The 13,775-nt window shown below is 55.7% G+C and carries 13 protein-coding genes; 6 read left to right on the forward strand and 7 right to left on the reverse strand.

All coding sequences use genetic code 11. From position 1 onward, the window contains the following. Window positions 1-11: 11 nt before the first annotated feature. Window positions 12-1,034, forward strand: coding sequence for a fatty acid desaturase (locus HNQ92_RS09980; protein ID WP_184173676.1), 1,023 nt, complete (start codon window positions 12-14; stop codon window positions 1,032-1,034). 4 nt (window positions 1,035-1,038) lie between these two features. Further along, a complete protein-coding gene (locus HNQ92_RS09985) occupies window positions 1,039-1,674 on the forward strand; it encodes a hypothetical protein (RefSeq protein ID WP_184173678.1) in 636 nt (211 codons plus the stop codon). Here the strand turns inward: HNQ92_RS09985 and HNQ92_RS09990 are convergent. The 4 genes from HNQ92_RS09990 to HNQ92_RS10005 form a co-directional block, all read right to left on the reverse strand. Next, window positions 1,652-2,728, reverse strand: a complete 1,077-nt coding sequence (locus HNQ92_RS09990) for an acyloxyacyl hydrolase (protein ID WP_184173681.1) — start codon at window positions 2,726-2,728, stop codon at window positions 1,652-1,654. The genes HNQ92_RS09985 and HNQ92_RS09990 overlap by 23 nt on opposite strands. Beyond that, on the reverse strand, window positions 2,706-3,749 hold the full coding sequence (locus HNQ92_RS09995) for a fatty acid desaturase (protein ID WP_184173683.1): 1,044 nt from the start codon (window positions 3,747-3,749) through the stop codon (window positions 2,706-2,708). The genes HNQ92_RS09990 and HNQ92_RS09995 overlap by 23 nt, the downstream gene beginning before the upstream one ends. Before the next feature lie 21 nt (window positions 3,750-3,770). Continuing rightward, window positions 3,771-5,216, reverse strand: coding sequence for a DUF5723 family protein (locus HNQ92_RS10000; protein WP_184173685.1), 1,446 nt, complete (start codon window positions 5,214-5,216; stop codon window positions 3,771-3,773). 115 nt (window positions 5,217-5,331) lie between these two features. Further along, window positions 5,332-6,057 (reverse strand): OmpA family protein, encoded by a 726-nt coding sequence (locus HNQ92_RS10005; RefSeq protein WP_184173687.1) that lies wholly within the window; start codon window positions 6,055-6,057, stop codon window positions 5,332-5,334. Window positions 6,058-6,293: 236 nt separating this feature from the next. On the opposite strand from HNQ92_RS10005, the gene HNQ92_RS10010 reads away from it, so the two are divergent. Further along, window positions 6,294-6,455 carry a DUF1328 family protein gene (locus HNQ92_RS10010; protein WP_184173689.1) on the forward strand — a complete coding sequence of 54 codons (162 nt, stop codon included), beginning with the start codon at window positions 6,294-6,296 and terminating at the stop codon, window positions 6,453-6,455. Between the two features lie 58 nt (window positions 6,456-6,513). Here the strand turns inward: HNQ92_RS10010 and guaA are convergent, their stop codons facing one another. Continuing rightward, entirely contained in the window at window positions 6,514-8,043 is a 1,530-nt protein-coding gene (guaA, locus tag HNQ92_RS10015) for a glutamine-hydrolyzing GMP synthase (protein ID WP_184173691.1), read from the reverse strand. 220 nt (window positions 8,044-8,263) lie between these two features. Between guaA and HNQ92_RS10020 the strand changes: the two genes are divergently transcribed. Next, window positions 8,264-8,455 carry a cold-shock protein gene (locus HNQ92_RS10020; RefSeq protein ID WP_184173693.1) on the forward strand — a complete coding sequence of 64 codons (192 nt, stop codon included), beginning with the start codon at window positions 8,264-8,266 and terminating at the stop codon, window positions 8,453-8,455. Window positions 8,456-8,561: 106 nt separating this feature from the next. Here the strand turns inward: HNQ92_RS10020 and HNQ92_RS10025 are convergent, their stop codons facing one another. Together HNQ92_RS10025 and HNQ92_RS10030 are read right to left on the reverse strand one after the other, a co-directional pair. Continuing rightward, window positions 8,562-9,941 carry a Gfo/Idh/MocA family protein gene (locus tag HNQ92_RS10025; protein WP_184173695.1) on the reverse strand — a complete coding sequence of 460 codons (1,380 nt, stop codon included), beginning with the start codon at window positions 9,939-9,941 and terminating at the stop codon, window positions 8,562-8,564. A gap of 324 nt (window positions 9,942-10,265) precedes the next feature. Continuing rightward, window positions 10,266-10,817 carry a fasciclin domain-containing protein gene (locus HNQ92_RS10030; RefSeq protein ID WP_184173697.1) on the reverse strand — a complete coding sequence of 184 codons (552 nt, stop codon included), beginning with the start codon at window positions 10,815-10,817 and terminating at the stop codon, window positions 10,266-10,268. A gap of 198 nt (window positions 10,818-11,015) precedes the next feature. On the opposite strand from HNQ92_RS10030, the gene HNQ92_RS10035 reads away from it, so the two are divergent. Together HNQ92_RS10035 and HNQ92_RS10040 are read left to right on the forward strand one after the other, a co-directional pair. Then, window positions 11,016-11,471 carry a DinB family protein gene (locus HNQ92_RS10035; protein ID WP_184173699.1) on the forward strand — a complete coding sequence of 152 codons (456 nt, stop codon included), beginning with the start codon at window positions 11,016-11,018 and terminating at the stop codon, window positions 11,469-11,471. Window positions 11,472-11,522: 51 nt separating this feature from the next. Beyond that, on the forward strand, window positions 11,523-13,289 hold the full coding sequence (locus HNQ92_RS10040; protein WP_184173701.1) for an SGNH/GDSL hydrolase family protein: 1,767 nt from the start codon (window positions 11,523-11,525) through the stop codon (window positions 13,287-13,289). Window positions 13,290-13,775 lie beyond the last annotated feature (486 nt).

Raw genomic sequence — 13,775 nt, forward strand, 5'->3', positions numbered from 1 at the left:
CAGCAACATCTATGGCGAAGTGTGTCAAGTACCTCATTCCCTCCATGCTCTCTCTGACGTTCCTGTACCTGACGTGGTACTGGGACTATTACTATTTTTTCCTCATTCTGCTCCTGGCCAACGTACTCAACGGGGCTTGGGGTGAGTTCACCAACGAAGAAATCCGGGCTGAACTTCACTTCTTTTACAAAAGTACCCGCGCGCGGTTCGTCAAAATCCTGAATGCCATTATCCTGCTGGGCGTGTTTGGGGTTTACCTGTACGTCGTCGATAGCGGAAGGCTCAGTTCCTGGCACCTGGTGGGCTTCACGGTGTCGGTGGGGGTACTTACGGGTTGCTTCGTGGTAACGCTAGCGCACGACCTGCTGCATTCGCACACGCACCTGGAGCAGTCCCTGGCTAGTCTGCTGCTGTTGGTGGCTGGGATTCCCCACTTCACCAACGACCACCTCTTCGGCCACCACCGGATGATCGGCCTGCGCGAGGACGAAACCACGGCCAAGCTCGGCGACAGCTTTTATACTTACTTCAGGAAAGCGGCCTGGTTCCGGCTTAAGTGCAGCTATTTTTCGTCCTACCCGCTTCCGCGCAAAATGCGTTTCCAGATTAAACTCGCCAACGTAGTGATGGCGCTGTCGCTGCTGACGATCTACGCGGGCATCTGGCTCTTCGCCCAGCGCCCACTGGCGGTCCTTGGTTTTTTTGTGGGGCAGGGGTTCGTATCCTATGTACTATATGAGCTCATCAACTACATCCAACACTATGGCTTGCAACGAAAAATAGAACCCAACGGAAAGCGCGAGCCCATCCGGCTGGAACACGCCTGGAACTGCTATTACAAGTACACCAATTACATTCTTTTTCTGCTGCCCATCCACTCGGTGCACCACCTGCCTACGGCGCGCAAAGCGCGAAACCTGATGGGCCCCCGCCTCCCGTACCTGTACTTCGTGATGGTGGCCCTGGCGCTGGCTCCGAAGCTGTGGTTCGAGAAAATGAATCCCTTAGCCGCACGTCACCAGGACAAAAAGTAGCCCTATGTACCTTCGAAGCCGCCTTTTTTATTGCTCTTTGTTTATGCTGGTACTTGGTATGGGGTTCCGCTCCTGGGCTCAGGGGAACGTCGGGCTGCGGTTTGTGTTCGGGACGGTACACCCCAACGGCAGCGAGATGGCTTTTTTGATGCCCCACCGGCTGGATAGCCGCGCCGTGCTGGTGGCCAACTGGGGCTTTATTGGCTCCTACCAGCACTACCTGTATCGCAAAAGGATTTCGATAAAGATAGCGCAGGGCATGTACTCCGACTGCGCCAAGCTCTTTGCGGGGCACACGCACCTGGGGTTTCGGCTCAATCTGCTCAACGGCGACCGCCACTACCTCGAGCTGGGCTTTGGACCTACCTTCGTGTACCGGGAAACCTGGCACCGCTTTCCGGAATACCGGCAGGAAAACAAGTACCTGATCAGTACCGATCGCTGGCAAAAAGCCTTTGTGTGGTACGGCGGAGAAGTGGAGTACGACTACCGAATTACGCCTAACGTGGACCTCACGCTGAACGCCATTCCTGGCTTTCCGGATTTCATTACGTTTGCGGTGGGAGCCCGCTACTGGCTCCGCCCCATCCCGTCTAACCGCGACTGGCCCCGGCGGATCAAAAAACAAAGCCCGCACTGACTTCAACAAAGGAAGCCCGAAACCCGTAGGCTTTGATGGAAGTACCTACGTACATGCCTTGGGGTACTTCGCTGTTAAACCGAAATGGGTAGTAGGCAACGCCCACTTTTTCGTACAGAAAACCAGTATCAAAGGCATTGTAGACGGAGCCGCCCAGCAGGTACCTTACGCCCAGCCGCCCAAAAAGTACCTCTTCGCCCAGCAAGATACCTACCTGCCGCAGCTGCCCCTGCCGGAAAAGTGCCTCCGCCCCGCCCAGGGCCCGAAAACGCAAATCGTGCTGAAAAACCGCCAGGGTACTTAGCTGCCAGTCGAACTGGTGCGGCCCGGCCTTTCTCTGCTGGGATACGCCCAGCGCCAAGCTCGGGCTCCACCCCCACCGGCTTCGGCGGCGGTCCAGGGTACCTGGCCGGGAAGGGGCAGCAGGAGCGGATGCCCACTGCAAGCCCGCGTACAGGCCCAGGGTATTGAGGCCCAGGTTGGGTAAAAAAAGATTTCCGTTAGACAAGTGCCTGAGATCCAGACCACCCTCGGCCAGTAGGTACTTCCCGAGCCGGGCTTCGAGGCCTACTTTCAGAAAAGAAGCTGCATTGAGGTGGGTACTTAGGAGTTGGTTGTCGGGGTTCCGGCTCGGCTCGTGCCGCCGCGTAACGTACCCCAGGCCCGTGCCGTGCCGTACATGCACTGCCGTGTGCGGGCGGCGCAGCAGGTTGAACTCCAGAAAAGGCACCAGCGAGGCATCGTAGCCGTACAGCGCGGGATTGCCCACGTTCCGGATGGCGAGTGAAAGCCCCAGGTTGGGCAGCCCGTGAGCCCGCTGCCAGAGTTTTTCGCCGCTGGTGGCGCGGAGCCAATTTACCTCCATTCCCAGCACGGGAAGGCGAGTAGTGTTGCGCTCCGAAGCGCGGGTGGCCAGCTTACCTACCTGCTTAAGTACTTCCCAGCTGGACTGAGCCAGGCAACTACCCGTACCCAGGTACAGAAGCGTTAAGCCCAGGAGGCAATAGGTCGTGGCTCGGCTTTGCACTTTGTCACAAAACAGGAGTTGGCTCATCGACCGCCTGCCCCGATCGAAGTACCCGCTCGTTCATGAGGGCAAACCAACGGGCCGGCCAGTAAGCGGTCAGCATCATTTGGGCAAAGGGGAGCGGCATGCGGTGCCCGGCAAAGTGGGTAATCTGCGCCAGCTGGGGGCGCGCTACGTGATGGATGGAGTGTACGGGCATCATGAAATAAAGGTAGTTGTTGAGCCGGAAGAAGCTGTTCCAGGCGTGGTGGTACTGCACCGGCTCGTAGCCGCCCGCCGCCAGGCGATTCCGCCGCAACCCGTAGTGCTGGATGTAGGTAATGGATTCGTAGATCAATACCACGAACAGGAACTGAAAAACAACCCAGGTACCTACCCGTGCCCCGGCCCAAAAAGCCAGCGCCAGGTACCCCAGGCAGGCCATTAACCGAACCACATTTTGCCGCACAATGCGGGTACTTTTTGGGGCCGGAAATACCCCGCCATCGGTAAAAATCAGACGCGCTCGCGCCCCTAGCGACCGGCGCAGGTACCTATAAACCGACTCCCCCAGCAGCGGCGAAGCGGGGTCCTGGGCCGTGCCGACGTGGCGGTGGTGAATGTAGAGATGATCCGATTCGAGGTAGAAAAAGCCATTTTGAAGCAGCAAAACGGTAGCCAGCCAGCGGTCGGGCCGGCGTGGCGAGTGCATGAGGTCGTGGGCGAGCGAAATGGCGAAGTTGCTATTGAGCAAAATCAGGCTATATATATAAAGGATCAAGTACCCGCCCGCCAGCGCGTGGGTAGCCAGGAAATAAAACGACCAGCCGTTGAGCCCCACGAAGAAGATTCCGTTCAGGGTTTTAAAACGGGCCATGGCCCGGCTGTGGTGAAAGAAATCGTACGCTTCCACCACCTCCCGTACGGAGAATTCGCCAGCCGCGGGAGTGGCTTTTCCGAGCAAAAAAATGACGAGTGGCGTAAGCACAATCCAGCCGCTGGCGGCCGTGGTTACGAATACGGCGCTGATCAGGAGGGGCAACGTGTACGGGAAAATAGTTTTTGCCATAGCCCTTTGACGAAAGTACCTTTACCGAGCCCGTACGCCAAAGCTGAGCCCGGCGTAGATGTCTACGCCCTGCGCTTTGATCCGGCCGTTGCGGGCAAATACCCCCAACAGGTTATCCGAGCCCAGTACCACCGGCCCCAGCCGCAGCGAGGTACCTACCGCCCAGGCTCCGTTTTGCTGTATGATGGGCAGTACTACGCCCAGCTTCTGGCTCTCGTAGCGGGGCGCCACGGCCCAGAGCGACGTTTGCCGCCAGGCGGGTGCCTGCGCCTGCTTGAATCCCTGCACCAGAGTCGTATTGACGTAAAAATTTCCCGCCAGGCGCAGGTCAGCGCTAAGATTAAGCGCTCTGGGCGTAGCAATGGTGAATTGGCTTTGGCGGTTGGTCTCGTTCAGGCCAAACTCCTGCTCCAGCATCCGGCCCACGGCACTCAGGGTACTTTCGCCTTCCTGCGGGGTGGTGTAGCCTTCCCAGGTAGCCTGGGTCATTTGCTGCCCGCCTGTCTGGATGGTATAGTCGCTTACGGCGGAGCCTTCGTAGCGGATTCTGCCCAGGTCCGTCAGCGAGGCCCCCAGCTGGAGCACGGGCGTCTCCCCATCCTGAGCCAGCCATTCGTAGGTAAGGCCCAGGTCCAGGCCCCAGCCTTGCCCCACGGTATTTTGTCCGAAAAGCCATTTGGGCGAAAGGAAAGAACGGTTATTCACCTGTGTGTAACCCATGTCTGCGTCGAAGCGGTCCACCTGGAGCATCACGCCGTTGGGAGATTCCGGATCGGGAATAAGCTGGTAGTTGAGGCTTCGGTTCTGGACGTAGCCCCCGGCGTTGCCAAAGAGGCGCTTGACGGTTACGCCGCCCTTGAGCCGGTGCGTCTCGCTTTCGGAAAGTACCTGGCCCAGCGCTAGCGCCCATTCCGAGTACGCCTGCGTCACGGCGTTGAAGGCATTGTCGGTCTGGGTAGCGTAGAGCGCCAAAAAGCCCAGATCCTGGTAACTTTCGGCATTGGCAAGGCCCAGCCGCGCTACCGTGAGGAGCCGTTCGGAAGCGTTAGTGATCTGAAAACCACTCCGCACGCGGGTCATGAGGGCAACCTGTGTCTTCTCTCCCAGTCGAAACGCCACGGCCGGTCCGCGTATCTCGGCGCTCAGGGTACCATTTTTGGGTTTGCCATCCCGGATTTCCTCCAGGTCGTAAGGGTCGAGGCTACGGGGGTTATTGCCCCGCAGCAGATCAATCATGGAAAAAGGAGCCGCGTAGCGGACGTAGTTATTATCCAGATGAAGCCCGGCGGTAGCCACGTGAAAGCGAAAGGCGTAGCGGCTGTCGGCCAGCGTGGCCGGGTTCTGGTAGACAGAATGCAGGCCGGCGTTGGACTGCGTGGCGATCCCGATGAAACGTTGCGCCTGCGCCGAGCCCACCAAAAGGAAGAAGCCCAGGGCAAAAAGGTACTTTGCTACGGATGAATGCATGGTTGTGATGGCTAATTGTGTATAGTGCTTCTCCCTCTTCCAAAAACAATACCTGCACCGGTAGACAAAACGGCAAAAGAAAGAATCTGGTATGAAAAGTACCTCGCTTTGGGTTTCAGTTTTCCAGAATCACCAGCTCTACCCGGCGGTTTTTGGCTTTATTTTCCTCGCTGTCGTTAGGAGCGCGGGGCTTCGTATGTCCATAACCCCGAAACCGCAGCCGATCGGGGGCGATGTTTTTTCTGAGTAAATCATAATAAATGACGCGAGCGCGATTCTCGGACAAGAGTAAGTTCAGCCGCGCGTCGCCCACGTTGTCGGTATGGCCCGCTACCTCTACCTTGAGTCGGGGATGGTCGCGCAGGGTTCGGTATACTTTTTCAAGTTCCTCCCGGGACTCCGGGCGTAGGTAGTAGCTGCTCTGATCAAAGTAAATTTTATCCAACTGAATGACGTCGTGCACCTTTAGTTCACTGTATACCGAATCGACTTGCTTTTCCAGCCGAGCCGTGTAGGCATAAAACCCGCAGGTATCGCAAAGTACCAGCACGATTTCCTCCATACTAAAGTACCCGGCGCTGCTGGTATGAATGGTTACCGTATCCGACTCTATTATTAAAAAGGAAAAAGGAGTACTTCCCGGCTGGCTGGTACCTTGGTAGCGCTGGCCGGCTTTGTGAAGGTAGGCTTCAAAATCAGCGACAAGCTCCTGACCCGACAGCTCGTCTACTGCATTTAGCGTCAGCCGGGTGGTAGTCGTTGGGCTACCTTGCGCCCAAGCTACACTGCCCGCGAACAGGCTCAGAACCGTACAGACGGCTATTTGTACCCTTTTTCTCATTTCTACGGAGGTACTTTATAAGGCGATCAGGAATCAAAATAAGGTACTTCGTATCCAAAATAGCAAGAAAAGCACCATAGATCGGGGATTTTTCACCCCCTATTGTTTCGTTTTGATGCGCTTCTGAGGAGAAAACACGCTTAAATAGTACGTAGAATAGGGTTGGTTGGCTGGCACAACCTTTTAAAATACTTTAAGCATAATACGATTGTTTCACTCCTAAACGAACATTAGTCATGCTTAGATGGACCGTAATATTTCTCGTAGTCGCCATCATCGCCGGTATTCTCGGATTTGGTGGTATCGCCGCCGGAGCGGCTGGAATAGCCAAGATCTTGTTCTTTGTGTTCCTGGTACTTTTCGTCATTAGCCTCATCAGCGGACGGATACGAAGTTAGCGCCGAAAACAAAGTCAAAAAAAGAAGAGCGGGTTCATCAGAATCCGCTCTTCTTTTTTTATTCCCACTCGATGGTTGCCGGTGGTTTGGAAGAAATATCGTACACCACGCGGTTGACGCCCTTCACCCGGTTGATGATGTCGTTGGACACCTCGGCCAGAAAGTCGTACGGCAGGTGGGCCCAGTCGGCCGTCATGCCGTCTACGGACGTAACTGCCCGCAGCGCCACCACCTGCTCATAGGTACGTTCGTCGCCCATCACGCCTACGCTCTGGATGGGCAGCAGCATGGTACCCGCCTGCCACACCTCGTCGTAGAGGCCGCGCTTTTTCAGGCCGTTGATAAACAGCGCGTCCACCTCCTGCAAAATCGCCACCTTCTCGGGCGTCACTTCCCCCAAAATACGAATAGCCAGGCCCGGCCCCGGAAACGGATGCCGACTCAGAATATGGGCCGGAACGCCCAGCGTACGCCCTACGGCCCGTACTTCGTCTTTGAATAAGGTATTTAGCGGCTCCACGATGCGCAGCTTCATGAAGTCAGGCAAACCGCCCACATTGTGGTGGGACTTGATGGTGGCCGATGGCCCTTTGACCGACACCGACTCAATGACGTCCGGGTAGATGGTACCCTGGCCCAGCCACTTGACGTCCTGAATCAGGTGCGCTTCCTGGTCGAACACTTCAATGAAGGTACGTCCAATGGCTTTTCGCTTGGCTTCTGGCTCCGACAGCCCCGCCAGAGCGGCGTAAAACTGCGCCTTGGCGTCAACGCCTTTGATATTCAGGCCCATGTCTTCGTAGGAGTGAAGTACCTGCTCGAATTCGTCCTTGCGAAGTACCCCGTTGTCCACAAAGATGCAGAACAGGTTGTCGCCGATAGCCCGGTGCACCAGCGTGGCAGCTACGGTGGAGTCAACCCCGCCCGAAAGCGCCATCACGACGCGGTCGTTACCGAGTTTCAGGCGGAGGCTCTGGATGGTCATGTCCGCAAACGACTCCGACGTCCAGGTTTGTTTGCAGCCGCAAATATCAACCACAAAGTTATGCAGGAGCTTTTTGCCTTCGGTGGAGTGCGTTACTTCCGGGTGAAACTGAATGCCGTAGGTGAGCTCGTCGGCAATCTTGAAAGCGGCGATCTCTACTGACTCCGTAGAGGCGATGATCTTGAAATTGTCCGGAATGCGTCCTATAGTATCGCCATGTGACATCCACACCTGCGATGCGTCCGATAGGCCCGCCAGCAAGGAGGAGTCGGCATCTACTACATCGAGCCGGGCGCGGCCGTACTCGCGGTGGGCCGAGGGAAGTACATCGCCCCCCAGGAGCTGGGCCATCAGCTGGGCACCGTAGCAAACACCCAGCACGGGTACCTGCTTGCGGAAGAGATCCAGGTCGATCCGGGGCGCTTCCAGGTCGCGCACCGAGCAGGGACTACCGGATAGGATTACCCCTTTGATGTCGGGCGTCAGTTCGGGGATGTGATTATAAGGATGGATTTCGCAGTAAACATCCAGCTCGCGTACACGTCGGGCAATTAACTGGGTATATTGCGAGCCAAAATCGAGGATAAGAATTTGTTCGTTCATGGATGGGCTTTCTAAAATGCAAAGGTATAAGAAAGCCAGTAAACTAAGAAAAGGAATACAATAACTCTTTGATGCAGGGGGTTCGGCCCCGGACGGCAAGCTAGTTTGCTTCTCCTGTTCACTGCTTTTTATTTTATCCCATTCGAAGCTTTTTCTCAAAAAAGATTGCAAACCAATATTAATCTACTACATTTGTAAAAATTATATATAATAAAATATCATGAACGAAGGAACAGTAAAATTCTTTAATGACTCAAAAGGTTACGGATTCATTAAGGATGCAAAAACAGGACAGGATTATTTCGTACACATTTCAGGGCTTGTAGATGAGGTCCGTGAGAACGACGAAGTTACCTTTGATCTACAGGAAGGCCGTAAAGGCCTTAATGCCGTGAATGTTAAGCTTGCATAAACGAGACTTATCATACACTGATTGAAGCGAAGGCCCCATCCATGTGGGGCCTTCGTTGTTTTATGGGCTTATCAAAAGTACCCCGCTCGTGCCGAGCGGGGTACTTTTATTTCTTTTTCTTCTTCATGGCCACGGGGTCCCAGTACACTACTTTTTTGTCGAAGTAGCTCTCGTTACAGGCCAGTACCGGTGCCGCCGCCCGGAAGCCAAACACCGGGTCTTCGATGGTACCTACGCTCCCCTTCTGAATATTCTCGAAGAAATCCTTGAAGTGGTTGGCGTGGGCGTCGTCCTCTTTGGGTGCTTCGAAGCGTACTTCCTTCACGGGCGCGGCCTTGCGGGTATCGGGGGGGTACTGCACGTCGTACTGCTTCACAAATTCCTTCTGTACCTCTTCGGGAAACGTAAAGAAACTGTCGTAGTTGCCGTAGCCGGGTGCGATGGGTAGTTTGCGCTTGGTGAGCAGCAGGTTGTTTTCCGTAAATTCAATCTGCCCCTCGGTGCCGATGATCCGGGTGTTGTTGGTGATGGAGCCCGCGTTGGCAAAATTGACCCGAAGTACCATCTGGAAGTTGGCGTGGGTACTGGTTTTGGGGTACTCCAGCACCGACACCAGCACGTCGGGTACGTCGCGGCCGTCTTTCCAGTAGCTGAGCCCGCCCGACGAAAAGATCCGCTCCGGCCCCAGAGAGCTGGTCACGAAGTGCGCGCCCGTGATCAGGTGCACGAACAAATCACCGGCTACGCCCGTGCCGTAGTCGCGGTAGTTGCGCCAGCGAAAAAACCGCTTGGCGTCGAAAGGTACCTTGGGGGCATCGCCCAGGAAGCGGTCAAAGTCCACGGTCGAGGGCGAGGCATCCGGCGGGATGGAGTAGTTCCAGGCCCCGATGGCGTTAAAGCGGTCGTTGTTGGATTCGATGTAGTTGATCTCCCCGATTTCCCCGGCTTCCAGCAAGCGCTTGGCTTCCTTGAACGAGGCCGAGCTGATGCGCTGGCTACCTACCTGCATGGTTTTACCGGATTTTTTCCAGGCGTCGATCACCGACAGTCCTTCGTCGATGCGATGTACCATCGGTTTTTCACAGTACACGTGTTTGCCCGCCTTGAGGGCGTCTTTGGTGATGTGGTCGTGCCAGTGGTCGGAGGTCACGATCAGCACGGCGTCCACGTCGGGGCGGGCCAGTACTTCGCGGTAGTCGCGGCTGGCAAAGAGGTTTTTCCCAAACACTTCCCTGGCCTGCTTGAGGCGGCCGTCGTAGAGGTCGGCCACGGCAACCAGCTCGGTGCCGGGTGTGGAGCGCAGGGCGGCTTTGGTATCGTAGTGCCCCTGGATACCCATCCCGATGGTCGCGATGCGGATCTTGTCGTTGGGGCTTTGGCGGGCGAGGTTCGGGATAATCGAAAACGGACGGGCGATACTCTCGGTAGCGAGTAAAGCCGAGCCGGCCGCGATTCCCTTAATAAACGTTCGGCGGGTTGGTTTCATAGGCTTTCGGAATTAAGTCATTTTCAAAAATAAAAACCCAGGAATATAGGTATTCTACTACTTCAAAACCAACAAACCGCCAAGAAGCGGTTTGAGTTATTAATTCAATGGCGAAACGAAGGATTTTCGAGCGAAATGAGGCACTTTTTCGACGCGTAGCTGGAAGCTACGGGTTGAAAAAGTACTGATGTTGCAGCCGAAAAGACAAAGTTGCAGCTTGAAGAAACTAACTCAAACCGCTTCTAAGTACCTACCAACGAAGGCAGGCCACCGTTCCGATAGCCTGCCTTCGTTCTTCTATTTACCAGCAAAAGGTCAACGACCTCATTTGGGTAAAAGTACCCCATCCACCACGTGAATCACTCCATTAGACTGGAACACATCGGCGGTGGTCACCGTTGAAGTACCTCCGTTGGCATCCATGATCACCACCTTTTTGCCCTTCATGGAGGCCGTCAAGGTACTTCCGGCGGCGGTAGTGAGGGTCGTTTGGCCGCCGTCGGCTTTGATTTTTTTCATCAAATCATCCGCGCTGAGGCGGCCCGGCACTACGTGGTAGGTCAGGATTCCCTGCAAAGTACCTTTGTTTTCGGGCTTCACGAGGGTTTCCACCGTTCCGGCGGGTAGTTTGTCAAAGGCTTTATTGGTGGGTGCAAATACCGTGAACGGGCCCGCTCCCGAGAGAGTCTCCACCAGTTCTCCCGCCTTCACCGCCGCTACCAGCGTGGTGTGGTCTTTGGAGTTGACAGCATTCTCGACGATATTTTTCGAGGGGTACATGGCCGCTCCGCCCACCATGACGGTTTTTTCCTGCGCTATGGCCGGGGTCAGGCTGAGCAGAGCCAGGCACGACACCATTAGTTTGAACATTTTCATCTTGGTTGATTCTCGTTTAGTTTTTGAATAAAAGTAAGCTGGCGTGTGATCGATCTACACAGCTCCACTTACGCCGAAAGCCTGGGCTAGGATTGCCGCACGCAAAAAATAATCGGGCTAGGTACTTGGGCGCTTGGCATCCCAGCAGATCTTTCCCATCTTTACTTCTTTACCCCACCTTCCTACTTACCGTACCTCATGACCAAGCCATTTGAACTCCTACGCGCCACCCGGACCAACATCCTGCGCGCCATCGAAACACTCAGCGACGAGCAGCTCAACCTTACCCCGGCGGGCTTCAACAACAACATCATCTGGAACGTAGGCCACCTGGTCGTGACGCAGCAGGTAATCTTCTACCGCTTGTCGGGCCTGGAGCTACTGGTGAGCAAAGACTGGGTAGACCGCTACCGCCGGGGTACCCGCCCGGAACAAACCGCCTCGACCGACGAAATTGCGGCCCTGAAAAGCCAGCTCATGGAGCTTATCGGCGTGGCCGAGCAGGATTATCAGAAAGGCTGCTTCGGTACGTTTCAGCCCTACACGGTCAGCTATGGGGCGCAGCTGGAGTCCATCGAAGACGCCATGCTCTTCAACAACGTACACGAGGGGCTGCATTTGGGCTGTATTCTTTCGCTGAAAAAATTGGTATAAAGTACCCCTGTTCCGCCTTTTACAAAGTACCTTTTGCGCGCGTTTTATAGTATGAAAAATTGGATTCAAAGTACCTTTACCCTCCTCGTTCTTAGCCTATCCCCTTTCGTAGCTCCCGCCCAGGATACGCTCCGCTGGTGGAATCCTGTCCAAAGTACCTTTCCCGTACTGGAGGGGCAAGCCTGGCCGCAGGAAGTCAAAGCCTACTTCGACCGCCTGCCCGCCCGCGCCGAGGCTGAGGTACGTAAGCCCGTCTGGGATTTATCCACCCAAAGCGCCGGACTGATGCTCCGGTTTCGGTCCAACGCCAGCCAGATCAAGGTACGGTACGTCACTACCACGAGCCGCCAGGGGCTGCCCCACATGCCCGCCACGGGCGTGAGCGGCCTGGATCTGTACGCCATTTCCAGCGACGGCGACTGGCGCTGGTGCGCGGGTAAGTACGCCTTTGCCGACACCATCGAGTACACCTTCCGCAACCTCGAACCCACCGACACCTACCACCCACTTGGCCGCGAGTACCGGCTGTACCTACCCCTCTACAACGGCGTTAAGTGGCTCGAAATAGGTACCCCCGAAAGTACCCTCTTTACGCCCTTGCCCGTAAGGCCCGACCAGCCCGTCGTGGTCTACGGTACGTCTATCATGCAGGGGGCCTGCGCCTCGCGGCCGGGCCTGGCCTGGACGGCCATTCTGGGTCGTAAGCTGGACCACCCGCTCATCAACCTGGGCTTTTCGGGCAACGGGCGGCTGGAGAAGGAAGTGTATACGTTGCTCGGCGAAATTGAGACAAAGGCGTACGTGCTGGATTGCCTGCCCAACCTAACGCCCATGGCCGATACTTTCCCCCAAAAGGTACATAATCGAGTACTGGAAACGGTCAGGTACCTACGGCAAAAACGCCCGACTACGCCCATTGTCCTGGCCGAACACGCGGGCTACACCGACGAAGCCCTCAATGCAACCAGCCGACGGCTCTCCGTGAACGCCAACAAGGTACTTCAGGCGGCCTTCGCGCAGCTGCGGGCCGAGGGCGTCCAGGGCCTGTACCTGATCCCGAAGGTGGCCTTTGGGCAGGACATCGAAACCATGGTAGACGGCACCCACCCCAACGACCTGGGCATGATGCGCTACGCCGAAGGCTACGAAAAGTACCTGCGCGACATCCTGCACGAGCCCATTGGTACCTTTTCTACCACCCAGCCTCGTCCGCAGCTGCGCGAGCTGGCCCGCTACGACTGGGAGGAGCGCCACCGCCAGATCCTAACCCTCAACCAGCAGGACCCGCCGCAGGTGGTACTCATCGGCAACTCCATCACGCACTTCTGGGGTGGCGAGCCGCGGGCGCACACGCGCCGGGGTGCCGACTCCTTTGAAAGTACCTTTGGCCGCACGGGCGTGCGCAACCTGGGCTACGGCTGGGACCGCCTCGAGAACGTACTTTGGCGCGTCTACCACGGCGAGCTCGACGGCTACGCGGCCCGGCAGATCTACGTCATGATTGGCACCAACAACCTGCACCTCAACTCCGACGAGGAAATCCTGGCGGGCTGGCGGCTCCTGATCGAGGGCATCCGGCAGCGGCAGCCCACCAGTACCCTTACGATGGTGGGCATCTACCCCCGCCGCCAGGAAGAAAAACGCGTACGGGAGCTGAATACAAAGCTGGCCCAACTAGCCCAGCAAACGGGCGTGAAGTACCTCGACGCCGGAAAGGTACTGCTCAAACCCGACGGCAGCCTCGACGAATCCCTCTTTTCCGACGGCCTCCACCCCAATGAGGAAGGGTACCGGCAGCTGGGAAAGATGTTTAAGTGAGGGGGTAATTTGGGATATGCGTAAAAAATTCGCTGTCTTCCGTTTGAAACCGTGGGATAGTGCCTGCTTGGCAAGTCAGAGACTTGCTTGATTATTCATCACCAGCGGTCGCCGCGCGGTTGGTAAACTGACGATAGCGGAGGTCACCGATCAGATGAATGATTTGTGTCAATAACAGAAAAGTACGACTTGCAAAATCTAATAGAATAAACATAAAGTGCTAATAAATACAAAAAGTACGACATTATTTTCTCATATTTATGTGTTGGGCGTCATTTTACCGAGACAAGAGAACACATGGATTTCATAAGAATAGGACAACAAGACGGAGAGTTGATATTTGAGAGGTTAAAAAGAGCAGAGATTCTGTTCGTTAATAACGACATAAATATGGTCTAACCCCCTATTTCTTGGAGTCGGATTCTACAAATTGGTACAAGTTAATATTCTTTGAATAATCTACTATCACAGTGCTTTCTTGGTAAT

The sequence above is a fragment of the Rhabdobacter roseus genome (genome assembly GCF_014202275.1).
GTDB lineage: Bacteria > Bacteroidota > Bacteroidia > Cytophagales > Spirosomataceae > Rhabdobacter > Rhabdobacter roseus.

Excerpts from the sequence above, each read along its gene's own strand:
- HNQ92_RS09980 (WP_184173676.1), top strand. The coding sequence starts at position 12 with ATGGCGAAGTGTGTCAAGTACCTCATTCCCTCCATGCTCTCTCTGACG.
- HNQ92_RS09985 (WP_184173678.1), top strand. The coding sequence starts at position 1,039 with ATGTACCTTCGAAGCCGCCTTTTTTATTGCTCTTTGTTTATGCTGGTA.
- HNQ92_RS09990 (WP_184173681.1), bottom strand. The coding sequence starts at position 2,728 with ATGAGCCAACTCCTGTTTTGTGACAAAGTGCAAAGCCGAGCCACGACC.
- HNQ92_RS09995 (WP_184173683.1), bottom strand. The coding sequence starts at position 3,749 with ATGGCAAAAACTATTTTCCCGTACACGTTGCCCCTCCTGATCAGCGCC.
- HNQ92_RS10000 (WP_184173685.1), bottom strand. The coding sequence starts at position 5,216 with ATGCATTCATCCGTAGCAAAGTACCTTTTTGCCCTGGGCTTCTTCCTT.
- HNQ92_RS10005 (WP_184173687.1), bottom strand. The coding sequence starts at position 6,057 with ATGAGAAAAAGGGTACAAATAGCCGTCTGTACGGTTCTGAGCCTGTTC.
- HNQ92_RS10010 (WP_184173689.1), top strand. The coding sequence starts at position 6,294 with ATGCTTAGATGGACCGTAATATTTCTCGTAGTCGCCATCATCGCCGGT.
- guaA (WP_184173691.1), bottom strand. The coding sequence starts at position 8,043 with ATGAACGAACAAATTCTTATCCTCGATTTTGGCTCGCAATATACCCAG.
- HNQ92_RS10020 (WP_184173693.1), top strand. The coding sequence starts at position 8,264 with ATGAACGAAGGAACAGTAAAATTCTTTAATGACTCAAAAGGTTACGGA.
- HNQ92_RS10025 (WP_184173695.1), bottom strand. The coding sequence starts at position 9,941 with ATGAAACCAACCCGCCGAACGTTTATTAAGGGAATCGCGGCCGGCTCG.
- HNQ92_RS10030 (WP_184173697.1), bottom strand. The coding sequence starts at position 10,817 with ATGAAAATGTTCAAACTAATGGTGTCGTGCCTGGCTCTGCTCAGCCTG.
- HNQ92_RS10035 (WP_184173699.1), top strand. The coding sequence starts at position 11,016 with ATGACCAAGCCATTTGAACTCCTACGCGCCACCCGGACCAACATCCTG.
- HNQ92_RS10040 (WP_184173701.1), top strand. The coding sequence starts at position 11,523 with ATGAAAAATTGGATTCAAAGTACCTTTACCCTCCTCGTTCTTAGCCTA.